Source organism: Geitlerinema sp. CS-897 (genome assembly GCF_028368005.1).
GTDB lineage: Bacteria > Cyanobacteriota > Cyanobacteriia > Cyanobacteriales > Geitlerinemataceae > Baaleninema > Baaleninema simplex.
Map to the genome: position 1 here is coordinate 1 of NZ_JAQNCQ010000112.1, position 16,763 is coordinate 16,763.

Genomic DNA, 16,763 nt, shown 5'->3' on the forward strand with positions numbered 1-16,763 from the left:
CCCTGGCTCGGCCTTGGCTTTTTTCCGATTAGACAAGCTCACTTACCCACTGGCTTCTCTTTCTCTTTTAGCTTGGCGACTTGTCCTGGCTTGTGCCATCCCCCTTTCGTCGTACTTTGGCCGTTACGCTAAACAGATACCATCTTTGAGATGCCGGGGATCTGGAAATTGAGTGCGCCCAATTCGATGAATTTACATTTTTGAGATGCACCCAATCGTGCATCGATCCTTATTTACATTTCTCGTGACCTCATCCATCGCACAATGTTAAAGTTCCTTGGGGTAAAGCCAGATCGCAAAACTCATCTCACAGAAGATCGAAGCTCTTTCGCTCGATGCCTAAAATTAGTCTGTTTGTACATTTTGGGGTTTAGCATCCTCGAATCCCTCAGCATCCTGCAAGTTTGGCACAGTTTTGAAACTCAAAAAACGAGTTTGATGACGCGCTATGTTGAAAAGCTACAACATTCTTACCAAATTACAACCGATACCTACAAACTCGTCTCGACTACAATTTATAACGAAGCGATCGATCGCCCGGAAGTTATCGAATTAGTTCGCGAGGCTAATACCGCAAGTATTGAGGAACGAGCGGAGCTGAGAGTGGCGTTATTTCAACAACTCGACATCACTTATCAAAAGCTCAAACAGCAACATCTCAGACAACTCCATTTTCACTTACCCGATGGAACGAGTTTTCTGAGAATGCACCGCCCCAACAAATTTGGCGATCCGCTATTTGACGTGCGCTATTCTGTTAAAATTGCCAACCAGCAAAAACGATTTGTTTCTGGATTTGAAGAGGGACGAATTTTTAACGGATTTCGCTATGTTTTTCCGTTGTTTTACGTCGATGATGCAGGAAGACGACAGCATATTGGAAGTGTAGAAACTAGCATCGGGTTTCAAGCGATTCGCAGTGAAATGTCAAAACTATTTTCAGGCTGTTTTGAGTTTATGTTACGGGCTGACGTGGTGCGATCGAAAGTTTTTGAAAACGAGCTGGGAAACTATGTTGAAAGCCCCCTAAATCCCGAGTTTGTCATTGAATCTGAAGCCGTTCGAGATAATTCTCAATTTCGATCTGCTATCTGTAACCGCATCGATCGCCTCGATCTCACGCTCCAACCGATCGTCGCAGAAAAACTCGATCTCGACTTACCGTTTGCTGTTCCCGTTCGCCTCAACTCAGAAGATTACGTGGTTACTTTTGTTCCCGTTAAAAACTTACAAGATAACGGGGTTGCTTATATTGTTTCTTATGAAGCAGACGACAATCTCTCGAACTATAGAAGTAATTTATTTTTCGTTCTGTTTGTTACAACGTGTTTTAACAGTATTTTAATTATATTTATCGCTTACGTCAATCGCAGCCGCATCGTACTCGATCGTCAAAACAACCACCTTCAAACTGAAGTCAACGCGAGAGCGATCGCCGAACGACAAGCCCAGCAAAAATCAGCGGAACTTCAAGACGCCCTCGATCGCCTCAAAACCACACAACTCAAACTCATTCATACTGAAAAAATGACCTCGTTAAATCAATTAGTAGCTGGCGTCGCTCACGAAATTAACAATCCCATTGGATTTATTTACAGTAACGTTCAACACGCTCGGGAATACGCAGAAAGTCTCGATCGAGCAATCGCACTTTACCAACAGCATTATCCCGAGGCCGATTCCACCTTGCGATCGCAACTCGACGATCTCGATTTAGACTTCGTGCGCGATGATTTTTCCAAACTGCTCGATTCGATGAAAGCGGGAGCGACGCGCGTAGACAGCATCGTGAAATCCCTACGAAACTTCTCGCGGCTCGACGAATCCGAACGAAAACTCGTCAACGTTCGCGACGGAATCGACAGCACTCTCGTTTTATTACAACATCGACTCAACGCCAACGAAACGCGGGAGAAGATTCAAATTATCGAAACCTTCGATGACTTACCGATGCTCGAGTGTTACCCGAGTTTGCTCAATCAAGTATTTATGAGTATTTTATCCAACGCGATCGATGTCTTCGATCGCCACCCTCCCACAAACGAACGTCCGAGAATTAAAATTTCAGGAAAACTCCAACCCGGCGATCGCGTTCTCATCGAAATCGCCAACAACGGCCCGCCCATTCCCCCAAACATCCACCAACGCATTTTCGAGCCGTTTTTTACCACGAAACCCGTCGGACAAGGAACCGGTTTAGGACTCAGCACCGCTTATTTTATCGTCGTCGAAACTCACAGCGGTCAGCTTTCCTGTCGTTCCGAACCCGGACGCGGAACAGTGTTCGCGATCGAACTCCCCTTTTACAGCGAGCAGTGAACAGCGAACAGCGACGACCGTTATTCTCAATTATCGCCGCACGAACGCCGCCGTTTCCTCGACAAACTTCACTGTCGATTCGTAAGGTAAAACATTGCGCCCCGGAATCACTTTTCCTTCGCCGTTGGGTAAATGTTCCACATAGTCGTTAACTCGTTTGTCCGCCGAATCCGTTTTTCCTTTACGACTGATTCCCGACGCCGCGTCCCCAAACAACGCCAACACCGGTTGCTGCATATGCGCGATCGCCTCACCGTAATCTTGACGCCAAAATCCCGCCAAAAACGCAAACACCGCATAGCGACTCGCCGGATTTTTCGCCCCCTCGCACAGCACTCCCAACCACTCGGCGTCTACGTCTTCGTCTCTGGCGAAAAGCTGCTTCTTAGAAAACGACTCCAAAAAACCTTCCCGTCTGGCGTATCGATAAAACCCATTTCCCAACGGCGTGTCGAAAAACAGATTCCAGCGGAGTTTCTGTTGTAGCGGTTTACCCGACTGCGTAATCAACCCCCACGCCGGAGGCCCCGACAACACCAAGCCTCGCACCCAGTCCGACGCCGACTCCACCAGACGAATCGCGACGGGAAACAACGCCCCCTGAACCACGACGATCGCGGGTTCGCCGACGACCGTTTCGATAAAATACTGTAACTGTTGCGCCCAATCCTTTGGACGGTAGGCGATACGGGGCATTTCGCTCTCTCCGCAACCGAGTAAATCGGGGTTGAAAATGGGGTTGCGATTTCCCTGGCGATACCACTCGATGCAGAACCGCTTCCAAAACAGTCGCGACAACCCGACACCAATCGGATGAATCGTTACAATCGGCGTTCCAGAAATCTCGTTGGGGGTTTGGTGGACGCTGTAGGCGCAGCGATAGCCGTTCCAGGTGTAAAACTGGGTGTCTGGACGCGCGATCGCGTCGGGAATTGGGGGAACCGTTTGCATGGGTTTCACAAAAGACGAAACTGGCCTCATCCTAAACAATCCGTTTCGGGTGAATCAACGCGTACCCCGCTCGTTTTAATTTCTCGTTGGAGACTTTGGCGTTGTAGGACGATCGCCCCGGTTGCGACGCATCCCACGTCACAGGGGGTAAGCTATGCGTGCGACAGACGTTCTCGACGAGTTCTCGCGTCGGCTGTACGTCGTCGTCTACCACGTTGTAAATCCCGTCGAGGCGGTGACGTTCGGCGAAGGCGATCGCCCCCACGATATCGTCTAAATGAACCCAGTTACTCGCCCTCAAACCGTCACCGGGTTGTGTCGTTCCCGCCATGCGACTGTAAATTTTGGCGATTTCCCGTCCCGGCCCGTAAATTCCCCCCAATCGCAACACGCCGATCGATCGCGTATCAGTCGCCGCCTCGAGCAATACCCGTTCGGTTTCCGCTAACACCTCAGCGTTAGGATTTCCCGGCTTAACGGGAGTGGTTTCGTCTACCCAGTCGCCGCCGAAATCCCCGTACACGCTGCAACTGCTGGTATAGAGAACCTGCTTCAGCGTCGGAACCCCGTCGAGAACGGAAACCAGGGTTTTCGCCGTTTGCAAATAGGCGTCGTTGTAGGTTTGGCGGCGTTTGGTACTGACGCTGACGAGGAGGCTGTCTTGTCCTTCTAGCAGTTGCGCCAGTTCTTCTCGGTTGTCGCCGCGTACCACCCTCGCGCGATCGCTCACCGTTTCCAGTTCTGGGATGCGATCGCGGCTTGTCGTCGTCGCCGTCACCGTCAACCCCTGCTGTTTCCAGTCTTCAGCGACGCGGAGTCCGACGTAGCCACAGCCTAAGATTGCAACGTTCGTCATTTTTCTCGATCGAGCTTTCGACTCGGAAATTTCAATCAAATAAGTCTAGCGGTAGATGGCCGTAAATGTCTCGAATGCCATCGTCGTAACTAGACTGACAGGAGACGAGAACTCCTCGCTCGCTTCCGGTGTAGCTGTTGATATAGCACAGTCCCGTGTAGGGATTGTATTTCACGTACACCGACCCCTCGATCGGGTTTAACGTCGGAGGGCGATCGTACTCTAAAGCCTCTGTGTAGTGGTGGAGAGCTGCGATCGCCGCCTCAGCAGTCTCGGCGCACACTCCAAAAATTTGATAGTCGCAGTGGGGACGTACCGCGAACAAGGCTCGACGCAACTTAGCACGATCGATCTCGAAATTGGGACGGACACCCACTTGTTTGAGGAGGGTTTGCGCCTCGTCTACCGTCAGTTCTAAGGGGTCAGACATAGACAATGGAAACTTATGAAAGCCTGTGTTAATCTAATTATTGAAATATGTTAACACGCGAGCTGAGTCGAAATCGAGTCATGACAAACAAAATTCAAAAAACAGAAAAAGAGTGGAAAGAGCAGCTCACGCCAGAGCAATATAAAGTCACTCGACAAAAAGGAACCGAACGGGCGTTTACGGGTGAATATCACGACAATAAGCGCGATGGAATTTATACGTGCGTGTGTTGTGGAACGCCTTTGTTTTCTTCTGAGACGAAATTTGACTCGGGGACGGGCTGGCCGAGCTTTTACGCTCCCCTCGAAGAACAAAACGTTGAAGAAAAAGAAGATCGCAGTTTCTTTATGACGCGAACCGAAGTGGTTTGTTCGAATTGCGACGCTCATTTAGGTCACGTATTTAACGACGGACCTGCCCCGACAGGACTCCGCTACTGCATGAATTCCGCTGCCCTCAATTTCGAGGAAAAAGAATAGCGATCGCAAAAAAGGATTCCCTTTTTCGTATGGGAATCCTTCAAAAAAATAGAGTTATTTTAAATTACCCAAAAAGCAAATCAAAAATCATAAAAAACCTAATTTTATCAAAAATCCTCCGTATCCTCTGTGTCTCTGTGGTAAACCTTCCCCAAACCCACAAAAAAACCCTTTGAAACAAGGGCTTTTCAAAAAATCAAATCGGCTAAATCCTAAAAATCAGCCTCTTTTTGCAAAAGTTCCTCAATTTTTAGGTTCAATTGCGATTCGCCACCAAATACCGTTCCGACTTTCCGATCGCTCAAATGCTCGTAAGCGATATTGTAAATTTCGTCGGGGAGCGCAACGTACCCGACAACCTTAACAAACTGGCGTCCGTGGGTTAAATAATACTCCACAAAATCGAGCAGTTCCGGCTTGCGATCGAGGGCGTCAGCGTTCACGTAAATAAACAGCGGACGAGCAAACGGTTGATAGGTTCCGTCGATCGTGGTGTCTCGCGACGGTAACACCCCGTTCACCGCTAGAGATTTCAACTGAGCGGTGTTTTCCTCATAGTACGAATATCCAAAATAGCCGAGGCCGTTTTCGTCGCGACTGACTCCTCGAACTAACAGCGTATCGTCTTCGCTGGCGGTGTAGTCCGTACGACTGTTCCCCGCTTCTCCAGTGACTGCTTCGGTAAAATAATCAAAGGTTCCCGAATCTTCACCAGGACCGTAGAGATTGAGGGGATTGTCGGGCCAGTCCGATCGCACTTGGTTCCAACTCGTCACTTGTCCCTCCGCATCCCGTTCCCAAATTGTATTGAGTTCGGCGAGGGTAATGTTATCGACCCAGTCGTTATCGGGATGAACCACGACGGCGATCGCATCGTAAGCCACCGGAAGCTCGATATAGCGAATTCCGGCCGTTTTACAAGTTTCCATTTCCGATGAAGAAATGGGGCGCGAGGCGTTGTTGATGTCGGTTTCTCCCGCGCAGAACTTGCGGAACCCGCCCCCCGTCCCCGACACAGCTACGTCGATTTGAGGTTTACGGTTGTCGAGAAGTTGGTACTCTTGAGCGACTTCGTTGGTAATCGGATAAACGGTACTCGAACCGTCAACGGCGATCGTCGTTCCCGTGGTACTTCCCGCGCGAACTGCACCGTTTGAAACCTCTTCGGGGGAACGTTGACATCCCGCCCCTAAAAAAAGGACGCTTAAAGATATCGCCCAAGCCGAACGTTGAAACCGCTTGTTTTGTTTGGTGGATAGCATTTTACCTCGATTCCGTGTTGTATTTTTCAATCCTGTCAAAAACGAAAACGAACTTCAATTGCTTTGCAAATCAGTGTTCGATTGAAGTTTTAGAGACTAAAATATACCCAGATGCGCTCGATTTTTTGGCGAAGCGATCTAGAGTTCGATGAAATTTTGGAGTGCGATCGCCGAGGCAGTCAACCAAACTGATAGCCCCGACCGGGAACTGTTAAAATATACTGAGGTCGCTTGGGATCGGGTTCGATTTTTTTGCGAAGTTGGCTAACATGAACGTCAACAGTTTTCGTACTTCGCTGTACGCTTCGCTTCCAAACGCGATCGAGTAATTCTTCCCGCGTCCACGTTCGGCCGGGAGACTTCATAAACAGCCCCAGCAAGCGAAACTCTTGCGGCGACAATTGAACTTCTCGATCGCGCAGCCAAACCCGATGTTCCCAAACATCGACCGTCAACTCCTCGAATTGCAATACCGAAAACTGCGACCAACAACCTAAAAACCGACGCAACAAACTGCGACACAAAGCCGCGAGTTCGTGACAGTCGAACGGTTTGCTCAAGCAGACGTCCGCACCCCGTTCCAAACCGAGAACGCGATCGCCTTGGCGATCGGCCTCGTGCAGCACCAGCACCGGAACGAAAATTCCTTGCGTTCGCAACAGTTGGCAAAGTTCCAACCCGTTTCGCTGCGAGAGGTGCGACTCTAAAATGACTAAATGGAATGGAAACGCTCGGGGATACGGCATACTGCACTCGAGGAGGGTCGAGACCACGTTTCCGTCTTCGTCTTCGATCGCCCGAAATCCTTCCTCAGACAAGATCCGAGCGATGTGCGATCGCGCTGAGGCGTCGCGAACGACCACCAGCACCTGAATGTCCCAATCCCCGACAGACCAAGCCGGTTCGAGTTTTCCCTCTCGAGCGCTCGGTCGAGAGGACAGCCAACCCAGTGTCGGGGCTAACGTATTGTCCATCGATCTCGACGGTTGTAGCAACCGAACCCTTAACCGAAGCGACCGCTCACGTAATCCTGGGTTTCCTTCTCAGCGGGATTGTGGAAAATCGTCGTCGTTTCGTCGTATTCGACCAAATATCCGACTTTATTTCCAGTTTCAGTCGCTTCAGCGTTGTAAAATGCCGTGCAGTCCGACACCCGAGACGCTTGCTGCATATTGTGGGTCACGATGACGATGGTGTATTGCTGCTTGAGTTCGTGAATTAACTCTTCGACGCGCAACGTCGAAATCGGGTCGAGCGCCGAACAAGGTTCGTCCATCAGAATGATTTCCGGCGCGATCGCGATCGCCCGGGCGATACACAACCGTTGTTGCTGACCCCCCGACAGCGCCAAACCGCTCTCTTGCAACTTGTCTTTCACCTCGTCCCAAATCGCCGCTTTCCGCAACGATTGCTCGACGAGTTCGTCCATGTCGCCGGTATACCCGTTGATCCGCGCTCCGAACGCAATATTTTCGTAAATTGACTTCGGAAACGGGTTCGGTTTTTGAAACACCATACCGATACGGCGACGCAGCCGTACCGGATCGACTGACGACGCGTACAGATCGGTTCCGTGAAAGGTGATTTTTCCCTCGACTCGAGCGCTCGGGATCAAATCGTTCATCCGGTTAAAGCAACGCAAAACCGTACTTTTACCGCATCCAGACGGTCCGATGAAGGCCACGACTCGGTTTTTTTGAATGTCGAGGCTGACATCTCGCACTGCTAAATTCGATCCGTAGAAAACCTTGAGATTTTCAGTTTGCAGCGCGAGTTCGGAAGAAGCGTTTGTCACGTTGTTAGAAAATTGAGAAACCATATCGATACTTAGGAGTATAACAAAGCCATTTCAGGCGATTCGCCGAGGTGCGATCGCACTACGGCAGTCACGTAAACTACCGCGTCAACTGTCATTTCTAGAAACGACGTTGGAACTTGTTGCGTAAGAAAATTGCGATCGCGTTCATCACCAGCAGCAAAACCATCAGCACGATAATTCCCGAGGCCGCGATATCGTGGAATTCCGTTTGTGGCCGAGAGACCCAGTTGTAAACTTGAATGGGCATCACCGTAAACGGACTTTGCAAGTTTTCCGGCAAAAACGAAATAAACGTCAGCGCCCCGATCGTAATCAACGGTGCCGTTTCTCCGATCGCCCGCGACAACGCCAAAATCGTTCCCGTCAAAATGCCCGGTAGTGCCAACGGAAACACGTGTTCTCGGACGACCTGCCAGCGCGTCGCCCCCAACGCAAATCCCGCCAAGCGCAAACTATCGGGAACCGCCCGCAACGCCTCCCGCGTCGCCACGATAATCACGGGTAAAATCAACAACGCCAACGTCAACGCCCCCGAGAGCAAACTGCGTCCTCCCGTAATCGGCTCCATAAACCGAACGAACACCATCAACCCCAACAATCCATAGATAATCGAGGGAACCCCTGCCAAGTTGTTGATGTTAATTTCGATCAGCCGTGCGAACCAGGTATCGGCCGCGAACTCTTCGAGAAAAATTCCCGCACCGACACCCAACGGGAACGACACCACCGCCACGGTCACCATCATCCAAATACTGCCGACAATGGCCGATTTCATCCCGGCCTGTTCCGGCTTTCGGGACGGAAAGTTACTTAAAAAGCCCCAATCCAACGTCGGCAAGCCATCGAGCAGAACATCTATAAGCAATGCCGCCAACACCACGATCGCGATAACCACGGACGTCCAAACGGCCACCGCAAAAATTTTGTCGATGTTATATCGCGTGTCGAGATTGGCGGAAAAACGACTCGGATCGGGAGTCGTACCTTGTTCGAGGATTTGCGGATCTCGTGTCGTCATTATTCGTATTTTTCCCGAAAGCGTCGAACGAACCAAAAGCTAAAAATATTCAGCACCAGCGTAATCAAAAACAGGGTCATTCCCACGGCGTAAATCGTCTTGTACGCCAACGATCCGGCTGGGGTATCCCCCAAACTCACCTGTACGATAAACGCGGTCATCGTCATGACTGGAACTGTGGGATTGAAGCCCAGACGCGGGTTTTGTCCGGCAGCCAGTGTCACGATCATCGTTTCCCCGATCGCTCGCGAAATCGCCAAAATCAACGACGACACGATCCCCGACAACGCAGCCGGTAAAACCACTGAAATAATGGTTTCCCGCTTCGTCGCGCCCAAGGCGTAAGCCCCATCGCGCAAGCTGCGAGGTACCGCGAAAATCGCGTCTTCGCTCAACGACGCCACCATCGGCGTAATCATAATTCCGAGGACGATTCCGGCACTGAGGGCGTTGAACCCTTGTACCGGGATAAAGTTTTGCAACAGCGGCGTCACGAACAACAGGGCAAAATACCCGTACACCACTGTCGGCACCCCTGCCAAAATCTCTAGGATGGGCTTGAGGATGCTGCGCGTGCGGAGTGTCGCGTATTCACTCAAACAAATGGCCGAGAGCAACCCCAGCGGTAACGCCACGAGAACCGCGATGCCCGACGTCATGACCGTAGCGCTGATCAACACGAAAATTCCAAACTGGGCGCTACTAAACAGCGGCGTCCATTTAGTGTCCGTGAGGAAATGCTTTAGAGAGTAGAGAAAGGTTTGAACTTCGCCCCAGAAGCCTTCAACGGGACGGCCGAGTTGTTCGGCCAGCTTTTCGTGAAAAAAGTCGTCGAGGAAAAATTCAAAGGTCTCGAAAATCAGAGTAAACACGATTCCGATCGTCGTGGCCACCGACACGAACGCAAACGCCCCGAACAGCACTTTCACCGACGTTTCGATACGGCGGTTCAGGACTCGGTTCGGCTTCCAGAGATCGGTATTGGTAGAAGGTAAATCGACCGTCATGGTAAAACTCGAACTGTAAAGCAATAGGGAATAGAGTGTAGGGGAAAAGATTCCCCTACAGAGAACGGCAAAAGGATAATTCCTGGCAGCTCTACAGCTTGTCGGACAGCTTCACGCCCAGAGAAGATCCCCCTTCAAACATCGTTCCGATTACTTGGTTGTCCAGGCGATCGCTAGCTTTCGTCAAGAGTTCGTCTTTCAGCGGCACGTAGCCCACTTCAGACACCAAGTCTTGATTCTCTTGGGCCAAGTGGTACTGAGCAAACGCAGCCACCGCCGGTTTGTTTTCTAAAGACTCCGTTTTCACGTAGAAGAAAATCGGACGAGCCAGGGGGTTATAGCTACCGTCGGCGATTACTTCTTCGCTGGGAACGACACATTCGCCGTTGGCGTTCTCGATGGGAACGATTTTGAGGGAGTCTTTGTTTTCTTCGTAGTAGGCGAACCCAAAGAAGCCCAAACCGCCGTCGTCGGTCGAAACCCCTTGAACGATGACGTTGTCGTCTTCGCTGGCGGTATAGTCGCCTCGGCTTTCACCTTCTTCGCCCACGGTGGCATCGGTGAAGTAATCGTACGTTCCCGAATCGGTTCCCGGCCCGTACAGGTTCAAGGGTTTATCGGGGAAGGTATCGCGGATTTGGTTCCAGTTGGTAATCGTCCCTTCCGCATCGGGTTCCCACATTGCGCCGAGTTCGTCGGGGGTCAAGCATTCAACCCAGTCGTTGTCGGGGTGAACCACCACAGAAATGCCGTCGAAGGCTACAGGAAGCTCGACGTACTCGATACCCGCTTCTTCGCACAGCTCCATTTCGGATTCTTTAATCGGACGAGAAGCGTTGGAGATGTCGGTTTCGCCCGCGCAGAATTTTTTGAAGCCGCCGCCAGAACCCGAAACCCCTACCGTGACGCGTACGTCCGGGTTTTCGTTCATGAATTCTTCGGCCATGGCCTCGGAGATGGGGAAGACGGTGCTAGACCCATCGACGAGAACGTCGCCGCTGAGACCCGAGCCACCGTCGGCTGCGGCGGTATCGTCCGTCGTAGTTGTCGTGTTGGTGTCACCTCCACTACAGGCGGCGAGGGTCACAGCGAGAACCCCAACGAGTAGCGACAGAGATTTGGGTTTGAGGTTGAAATTGAAAGCCATAGGATTCTCTCTCGGTTTGAAGTGTGTCGGTCTCAATTTAGAAATTATGAATGCTCGGAGCGAATGGATGCGAATCGCGCACCTGTGATGCGGGAACTCGGCACATAACCAATCTTCTATTTTTTGTCGATCGTAAAAGTTAAATGTAAGTTAAGCTTGGGTTAAGAAACAATAGAAAATTTACGGAAAGACTGCGATCGATCGCTCGATCGCCTTGGGGTTTGGTTTCCTCGTATTGAAATTTTAGGGGAGTCAAGGTCTCGAGCGCCAACCGACCTAGGGAGCGATCGCGTCTGGGTCAATACGAGAAAACGAGAGAGATTCGGTAGTCTCTGTTTGGGTTTTGCTCGATCGCGGTATTTTGATAACAGCCAATCCTATCAAATTTATTTGTTGAATATTTTAAGGAATTATTAATTTTTTCACGAGAACGATTCTAATTTTAAGGAAATCGAAGTGCGATCGTCGGTTCGCAACCGATCCAAAAGATGGGAATGTCTCGAAAAATTTCGCAAAATTTGTAGGCGATCGCACGAACGATTGACAATTTACAAAAAGTATGTAGATCTTCCGTAAAGCGAACGAATAGAGCCGACAAAAGAGCATCGTACCGTCGCTCGAAGCGCTGCCAAACAGTCCGATCGGGGGTCTTCGAGCGATCGCTTCCCCTCCTCAACGACGTTGAGACCCCGCCGACAAATAATCGCGAGCGCTTTGATGGCGAGGTCGCGTAAAAATCTCTAAAGTCGGGGCGTACTCGACCAAAGTTCCCACCCGACGCACCGACGGAACGGAGACGGCCTCGGGCGATCGCGCCCAAGGAAACCAACGGCGTCGAGGGCGATCGCGCTCCCTCTGCCAGCGATTTTCCACATTAAAAAACGCGATCCAATCCGTCACTCGCGCCGCCTGCTTCAAATTGTGAGTCACAATGACGATCGTGTAGCGCTCCTTCATCTGACAGAGCAAATCGTCGATCCGATTCGACGAAATCGGATCGAGCGAAGCACAGGGTTCGTCCATCAAAATCACCTCGGGATCGAGGGCGATCGCTCGAGCGATACACAACCGCTGCTGTTGTCCTCCGGAGAGTTCCCAAGCATTTTTCTTCAAATCCTGCTTGACCTCCTCCCACAGTCCCACCTGTCGCAAAGACGTTTCCACCCGCTCGTCGAGATTGCCGCGATAGCCGTTCGCCCGTAGAGGAACCGCAATGTTATCGTAAATCGACTTAGCAAACGGATTCGGTCGTTGAAACACCATACCGATCCGTCGTCGTACCTCCACCGGATGCAGCGAACCGAGATCGCGATCGCCGAGCCACACGCGCCCCGTCACCGTCGTTCCGTCAATTTCCTCATTGAGTCGGTTCAAGCAGCGTAAAAACGTACTTTTCCCGCATCCCGACGGACCGATCGCCCCCGTCACCTGATGGCGGTACACCGTCAAATTCACATCGGTTAAAGCGGGAACCCCCCGATACAACACCGAGAGATTTTCCACCCGCAACAGGGGATCGAGTCCGTTCGCAGCAGACTGACGCAACTGTCGTAATTCCATCGCAATTTATCCTTTTTTCTAACTTCGCGAGCGTTCCCGCAACAGCGAGGCGATCGCATTGACCGTTAAAACCATGCCCCCCAACACCAAAATCGCAGCCGCCGCCACCTCCTGAAAATCCGCCTGCGGCCGCGACAGCCAATAAAAAATCTGAGTCGTCAGCGTCGTAAAACTCCCCTGCAATCCCTCCCAAGACCATCCTGGAACAAAGGACACGTACGCCACCGCCCCGATCGCGATTAACGGAACCGTTTCCCCGATCGCCCGCGACAGCGACAGTAAAATCCCCGTTAAAATCCCCGGAAACGCCGCCGGAAGCACCACGTAACGCAGGGCTTGCCAGCGAGTCATGCCCACCGCAAACGCCGCTTGACGTTGGGGTTTCGGCACCGATCGCAGTGCCGTGCGCGTCGCGATGGCCAGCAACGGTAACACGATAACCGCCAACACCAACGCCGCCGAAATCAAACTGCGCCCTCCCGTCACCGCTTGCCAAGATCGAGCGAACAGCGCCAACCCCAACAACCCGTATAAAATCGACGGTACGGCGGCCAAATTCGCCAGCACCGTTTCCAACGCGCGACTGAACGCATTTCGCGGCAAATACTCCTCCAAATAAATCGCCGCCCCCACTCCAATGGGAAACGCCAAGGCAGCCGTGAGAACCATCAACCACAGCGTCCCTGCCAACGCCGCGTAAATTCCCGAACTCTCCGCATTGCGCGAGGGAAAACTCGTCAAAAACGCCCAATCCAGACGAGACAGTCCCGTCCGCAGTCGCACGGCCAACAGTCCGAACACGACGAATCCGAGTAGCGAGGCCAGACATCCCAACCCCGCCAACCCGCGATCGGCAAGACTGCGACGACCGAACGCGATCTGAAACCCTGCCGCATCCCGACTTTCGAGGGTTCTCGAGGAGTTCCCCGTCAGCCTGCGTCTTTCCCCGGACTCGAACGCCTTCGCCGCCTCCGTTCCCACGATGCGAGCGTCGGCGGTGGGAATTTCCCATCCTGCCATTTTCCGCCCGTAGTCACTCACGAGCCACTGCCCCAAGGCGTTCATCGACAGCGTGACCAAAAACAGGACTAGCCCGACCGTAAAAATCGCGTGAAACAGCAGCGACTGCGTGGGAACGTCCCCGAGGCTGACCTGTAGCACGTAGGCCGTCATCGTTTCGATGGGAACCAACGGGTTTAAGGTGAGTTTGGGGACTTGTCCGGCGGCGATCGCCGCGATAGTCGTTTCGCTAAAGGCTCGAGACGCCGCCAGAGTCAGCGCAGCGACGATACCGGGAAAGGCGACCGGAAGCACGATTTTTCGCGCGGTTTCCCACTTCGTCAACCCCAGCGCATAACCGCCTTCTCGCAGGGGAGCGGGAACGCTGCGGATGGCCTCTTCGCTCATCGAGGAAATCGTCGGAACGATGAGAATCCCCGTCGCGATCCCCGCACTGAGGGCGTTAAACCCGCTCAAGTCATCGATCCAGCGATGGAGCGTCGGCGTGAGAAAAAACAGGGCAACATAGCCGTAAACGATCGTGGGAACGGCCGCGAGACTTTCGAGGGTGGGTTTGACGATCTGGCGCACCGACGACGGTGCGTATTCGCTGAGGTAGACGGCCGCGAGAAGCCCCACGGGAACGGCGACGGTCATGGCGATCGCCGTCACGAGGAACGTTCCGCTGGCAATGACGACAATGCCAAATTTACGACTGGCAAATTGCGGCGTCCACTGGGTATCGGTCAAGAAGTTCCACAGAGACACCTCTTGAAAAAACAACACCGATTCGCGGATAAAGATCGCCACGGTCGCCACCAGAATGCCGACGGGAACGATCGCCGCCAGTGCGAGCAGCGTTTGCCAAAACCGTTCTCTCCAAACGGCGACTGTTAACGTTTGCGTTTCAAAGCGATCGGACGGTTCGTCCGGGGGCGAGATCGGCCAGTTCATTACTATAGAGGGATCGCCCTCGAACGGGGCGGGCAACATCGAAGGCAACTCAAATCGACCCACGCGATCGACTCGCTCGGACAGACTCGTTCGGTGTGGCAGAAAACGCCCGTTACCGAAGGCGGTAGAGTTATCCAGCTTTTTCTACGATCCCAAAAAAAACTGCGCCTGACGTTAAGCTCTGCTTAAGAGCCTGTCGCGATCGCACAGTCTTCAAACAAACTTTAATCGCGTTCGCAAAATTTCCGCTGTCGGTCGGACTCTGGAAACTGCCAGGAATAAGCAAAATGACTGATGGCGTCGATCTCGGGCATCGCTTGTCGGATCGCGTACATTTGCGCTTCTAACGAGGGACGGTTCTGCATCGGTTCCCCCCAAACTCCCGCCAACGCCGGAACGACGGTCGTGTCTTCAGAGGCGAACGCCTCGACGCGCTGTAACTGTTCGACAATACAACTGGCGTCGCCGCAAACGCCGTAGAGCATGGGATGCCATTCCATCGAGCTGGGAAAGCGATCCCACGGTTGCAGGCGAGAGTCGAACCCTTCTCCGACGGGTCGGTTGCCATCGGGGAAAAAGACCGCTCCGGCCGGTAAGCTTTGAGTGCGGACGGGTTCGACCGCCAGATCGAGGAAATCGAGGATGCCCTGGACGGCGTGAGCGACGCTGAGATGCCACAGGCGCGTTTGCACCGAGCCGCGTTGCGATCGCACTTCTTGCCAGCGGGGTTCGCCTTCGTTGGGAAAGCGAGCGTTCGCCGCAGCCAGGTCGTCGTCCGTAACGTAGCCGCGATCGAGATAGCGTTCGAGGAGTACCCGAGCTTTGTCGTTGAGCGCCCGTTGCATGAGTGCCGATCGCGAGGCTTCGCCGTAAATCCACAAATCCCGAACTTTCGTCGCTACCGATTCCGAACCGGGCAAGCGAGGATAGCGCACGTAATCGAACAGAACGCCGTCTGGCTGGCGCTGCAAGACCGAGTAAACCAACCATTGGTAATCCCGTCGCGCTTGTGGGCTGTAGGGGTCGATAAAGGCTTGCGAGGCGTAGCTGTGCAGCAAGCTGTTGTTGTTGGAGTCGTCGGCCCGTCGGTGGTTGAGGGTGGTGACGTTATCGCCGTTTCGGGCTAGGGCATCGGTGCGATCGCTCAACTGTCCGTAAGCGTAGCCGAAATTCATGGTAAACAGCCACGCGTAGACTTTGAGTCCCCGTTCTCGTCCTTTAGCGATGGCCTCGGCCAGTAAATCTACGTTCTCGAACTCCGACGATCGCATCACCGACTGCCAGGGGGTGGGGTTGTCGTCGGTCGGAAGTAGCACTTGGCCGTCGTAGAAAACCTCGATGTATACCTCGTTATAGCCGCGATTGACGATGCGATCGAACACCTCTTCTAACTGTCCTGCTTCGGCGTCGCAGGGGTACAGTCGCAGCCACAGGGCTTGTCGTTGCGGCCAGAACTGTTGGCGACACTGTTGTAGAGCGCTGCGGTGTCGCGCTACGAGGATTTGATATCGCGCTCGAGCGTCGGCGTCGCCGTTGAGGGCAGCTTGACGGAGCGTTTCCTTTTCGACGACAGCTTGAGGGGGCAAGCGGCAGGGTTGCGCGGGATCGGCCTGGGCGAGAGCGGGGGAACTGCTCGCGATCGACGTGGTGGCGAGCGTCGCGACGAGGCTTTGAGACAAGCGGCGTCCGAGATCGGTAACGGTAGCGAGCAGCGAAAACATCTGAGACGACATAACCCAGCGAGACGACAAATACTTCTTCTATTTCCAGCGATCGCCGCGCGAATCCGCATCCCACACCTGTCTAGTTCCGTTATAGCCTGTTTTCACCTCAAGCAGCTCGAGACAGATTGCGCCGGGCGATCGCGTCTCGAGCGCCCGGCGTGTTGTAAAGATAAACTGCTATAGTGGCGCGATCGCGTGGCTTTCCTATAGGGAGGCCAGCGGTGAAAAGGGGGTTTTC

General features: G+C 52.9%; 14 protein-coding genes. 2 read left to right on the forward strand and 12 right to left on the reverse strand.

Features of this window, described 5'->3' with window-relative positions:
• Positions 1-363 precede the first annotated feature (363 nt).
• Positions 364-2,319, forward strand: a complete 1,956-nt coding sequence (locus POG22_RS06740) for a sensor histidine kinase (protein WP_498904349.1) — start codon at positions 364-366, stop codon at positions 2,317-2,319.
• Between the two features lie 30 nt (positions 2,320-2,349).
• Here the strand turns inward: POG22_RS06740 and POG22_RS06745 are convergent, their stop codons facing one another.
• The 3 genes from POG22_RS06745 to POG22_RS06755 are packed head-to-tail and all read right to left on the reverse strand — an operon-like array spanning position 2,350 to position 4,556.
• A complete protein-coding gene (locus POG22_RS06745) occupies positions 2,350-3,270 on the reverse strand; it encodes an alpha/beta fold hydrolase (protein WP_498904351.1) in 921 nt (306 codons plus the stop codon).
• A 31-nt stretch (positions 3,271-3,301) separates the two neighbouring features.
• A complete protein-coding gene (locus POG22_RS06750) occupies positions 3,302-4,126 on the reverse strand; it encodes an SDR family oxidoreductase (RefSeq protein WP_498904352.1) in 825 nt (274 codons plus the stop codon).
• 31 nt (positions 4,127-4,157) lie between these two features.
• Positions 4,158-4,556 (reverse strand): DUF1824 family protein, encoded by a 399-nt coding sequence (locus POG22_RS06755; protein WP_017661734.1) that lies wholly within the window; start codon positions 4,554-4,556, stop codon positions 4,158-4,160.
• A gap of 80 nt (positions 4,557-4,636) precedes the next feature.
• Here POG22_RS06755 and msrB point away from each other — a divergent pair, with 80 nt between their 5' ends.
• Positions 4,637-5,035, forward strand: coding sequence for a peptide-methionine (R)-S-oxide reductase MsrB (msrB, locus tag POG22_RS06760; RefSeq protein ID WP_498904353.1), 399 nt, complete (start codon positions 4,637-4,639; stop codon positions 5,033-5,035).
• 212 nt (positions 5,036-5,247) lie between these two features.
• On the opposite strand, the gene POG22_RS06765 is transcribed toward msrB, so the two are convergent.
• The 9 genes from POG22_RS06765 to POG22_RS06805 form a co-directional block, all read right to left on the reverse strand.
• On the reverse strand, positions 5,248-6,297 hold the full coding sequence (locus POG22_RS06765) for a PstS family phosphate ABC transporter substrate-binding protein (RefSeq protein ID WP_498904354.1): 1,050 nt from the start codon (positions 6,295-6,297) through the stop codon (positions 5,248-5,250).
• A gap of 179 nt (positions 6,298-6,476) precedes the next feature.
• Entirely contained in the window at positions 6,477-7,271 is a 795-nt protein-coding gene (locus POG22_RS06770; protein WP_498904355.1) for a response regulator transcription factor, read from the reverse strand.
• Between the two features lie 29 nt (positions 7,272-7,300).
• Complete coding sequence (pstB, locus tag POG22_RS06775; RefSeq protein WP_063716766.1) at positions 7,301-8,116, reverse strand: phosphate ABC transporter ATP-binding protein PstB; 816 nt, start codon at positions 8,114-8,116, stop codon at positions 7,301-7,303.
• Between the two features lie 97 nt (positions 8,117-8,213).
• Positions 8,214-9,134, reverse strand: a complete 921-nt coding sequence (pstA, locus tag POG22_RS06780) for a phosphate ABC transporter permease PstA (protein WP_063716767.1) — start codon at positions 9,132-9,134, stop codon at positions 8,214-8,216.
• A complete protein-coding gene (pstC, locus tag POG22_RS06785) occupies positions 9,134-10,141 on the reverse strand; it encodes a phosphate ABC transporter permease subunit PstC (protein ID WP_063716768.1) in 1,008 nt (335 codons plus the stop codon). The genes pstA (POG22_RS06780) and pstC overlap by 1 nt, the downstream gene beginning before the upstream one ends.
• A 91-nt stretch (positions 10,142-10,232) precedes the next feature.
• The gene (locus POG22_RS06790) at positions 10,233-11,288 is read right to left on the reverse strand and encodes a PstS family phosphate ABC transporter substrate-binding protein (RefSeq protein WP_063716769.1); all 1,056 of its coding nucleotides are present in this window, start codon (positions 11,286-11,288) and stop codon (positions 10,233-10,235) included.
• Between the two features lie 672 nt (positions 11,289-11,960).
• Positions 11,961-12,848 carry a phosphate ABC transporter ATP-binding protein gene (locus POG22_RS06795; protein ID WP_063716770.1) on the reverse strand — a complete coding sequence of 296 codons (888 nt, stop codon included), beginning with the start codon at positions 12,846-12,848 and terminating at the stop codon, positions 11,961-11,963.
• Positions 12,849-12,866: 18 nt separating this feature from the next.
• Complete coding sequence (pstA, locus tag POG22_RS06800; protein WP_063716771.1) at positions 12,867-14,801, reverse strand: phosphate ABC transporter permease PstA; 1,935 nt, start codon at positions 14,799-14,801, stop codon at positions 12,867-12,869.
• A gap of 224 nt (positions 14,802-15,025) precedes the next feature.
• Complete coding sequence (locus POG22_RS06805; protein ID WP_498904359.1) at positions 15,026-16,522, reverse strand: family 10 glycosylhydrolase; 1,497 nt, start codon at positions 16,520-16,522, stop codon at positions 15,026-15,028.
• Between the last annotated feature and the right edge of the window lie 241 nt (positions 16,523-16,763).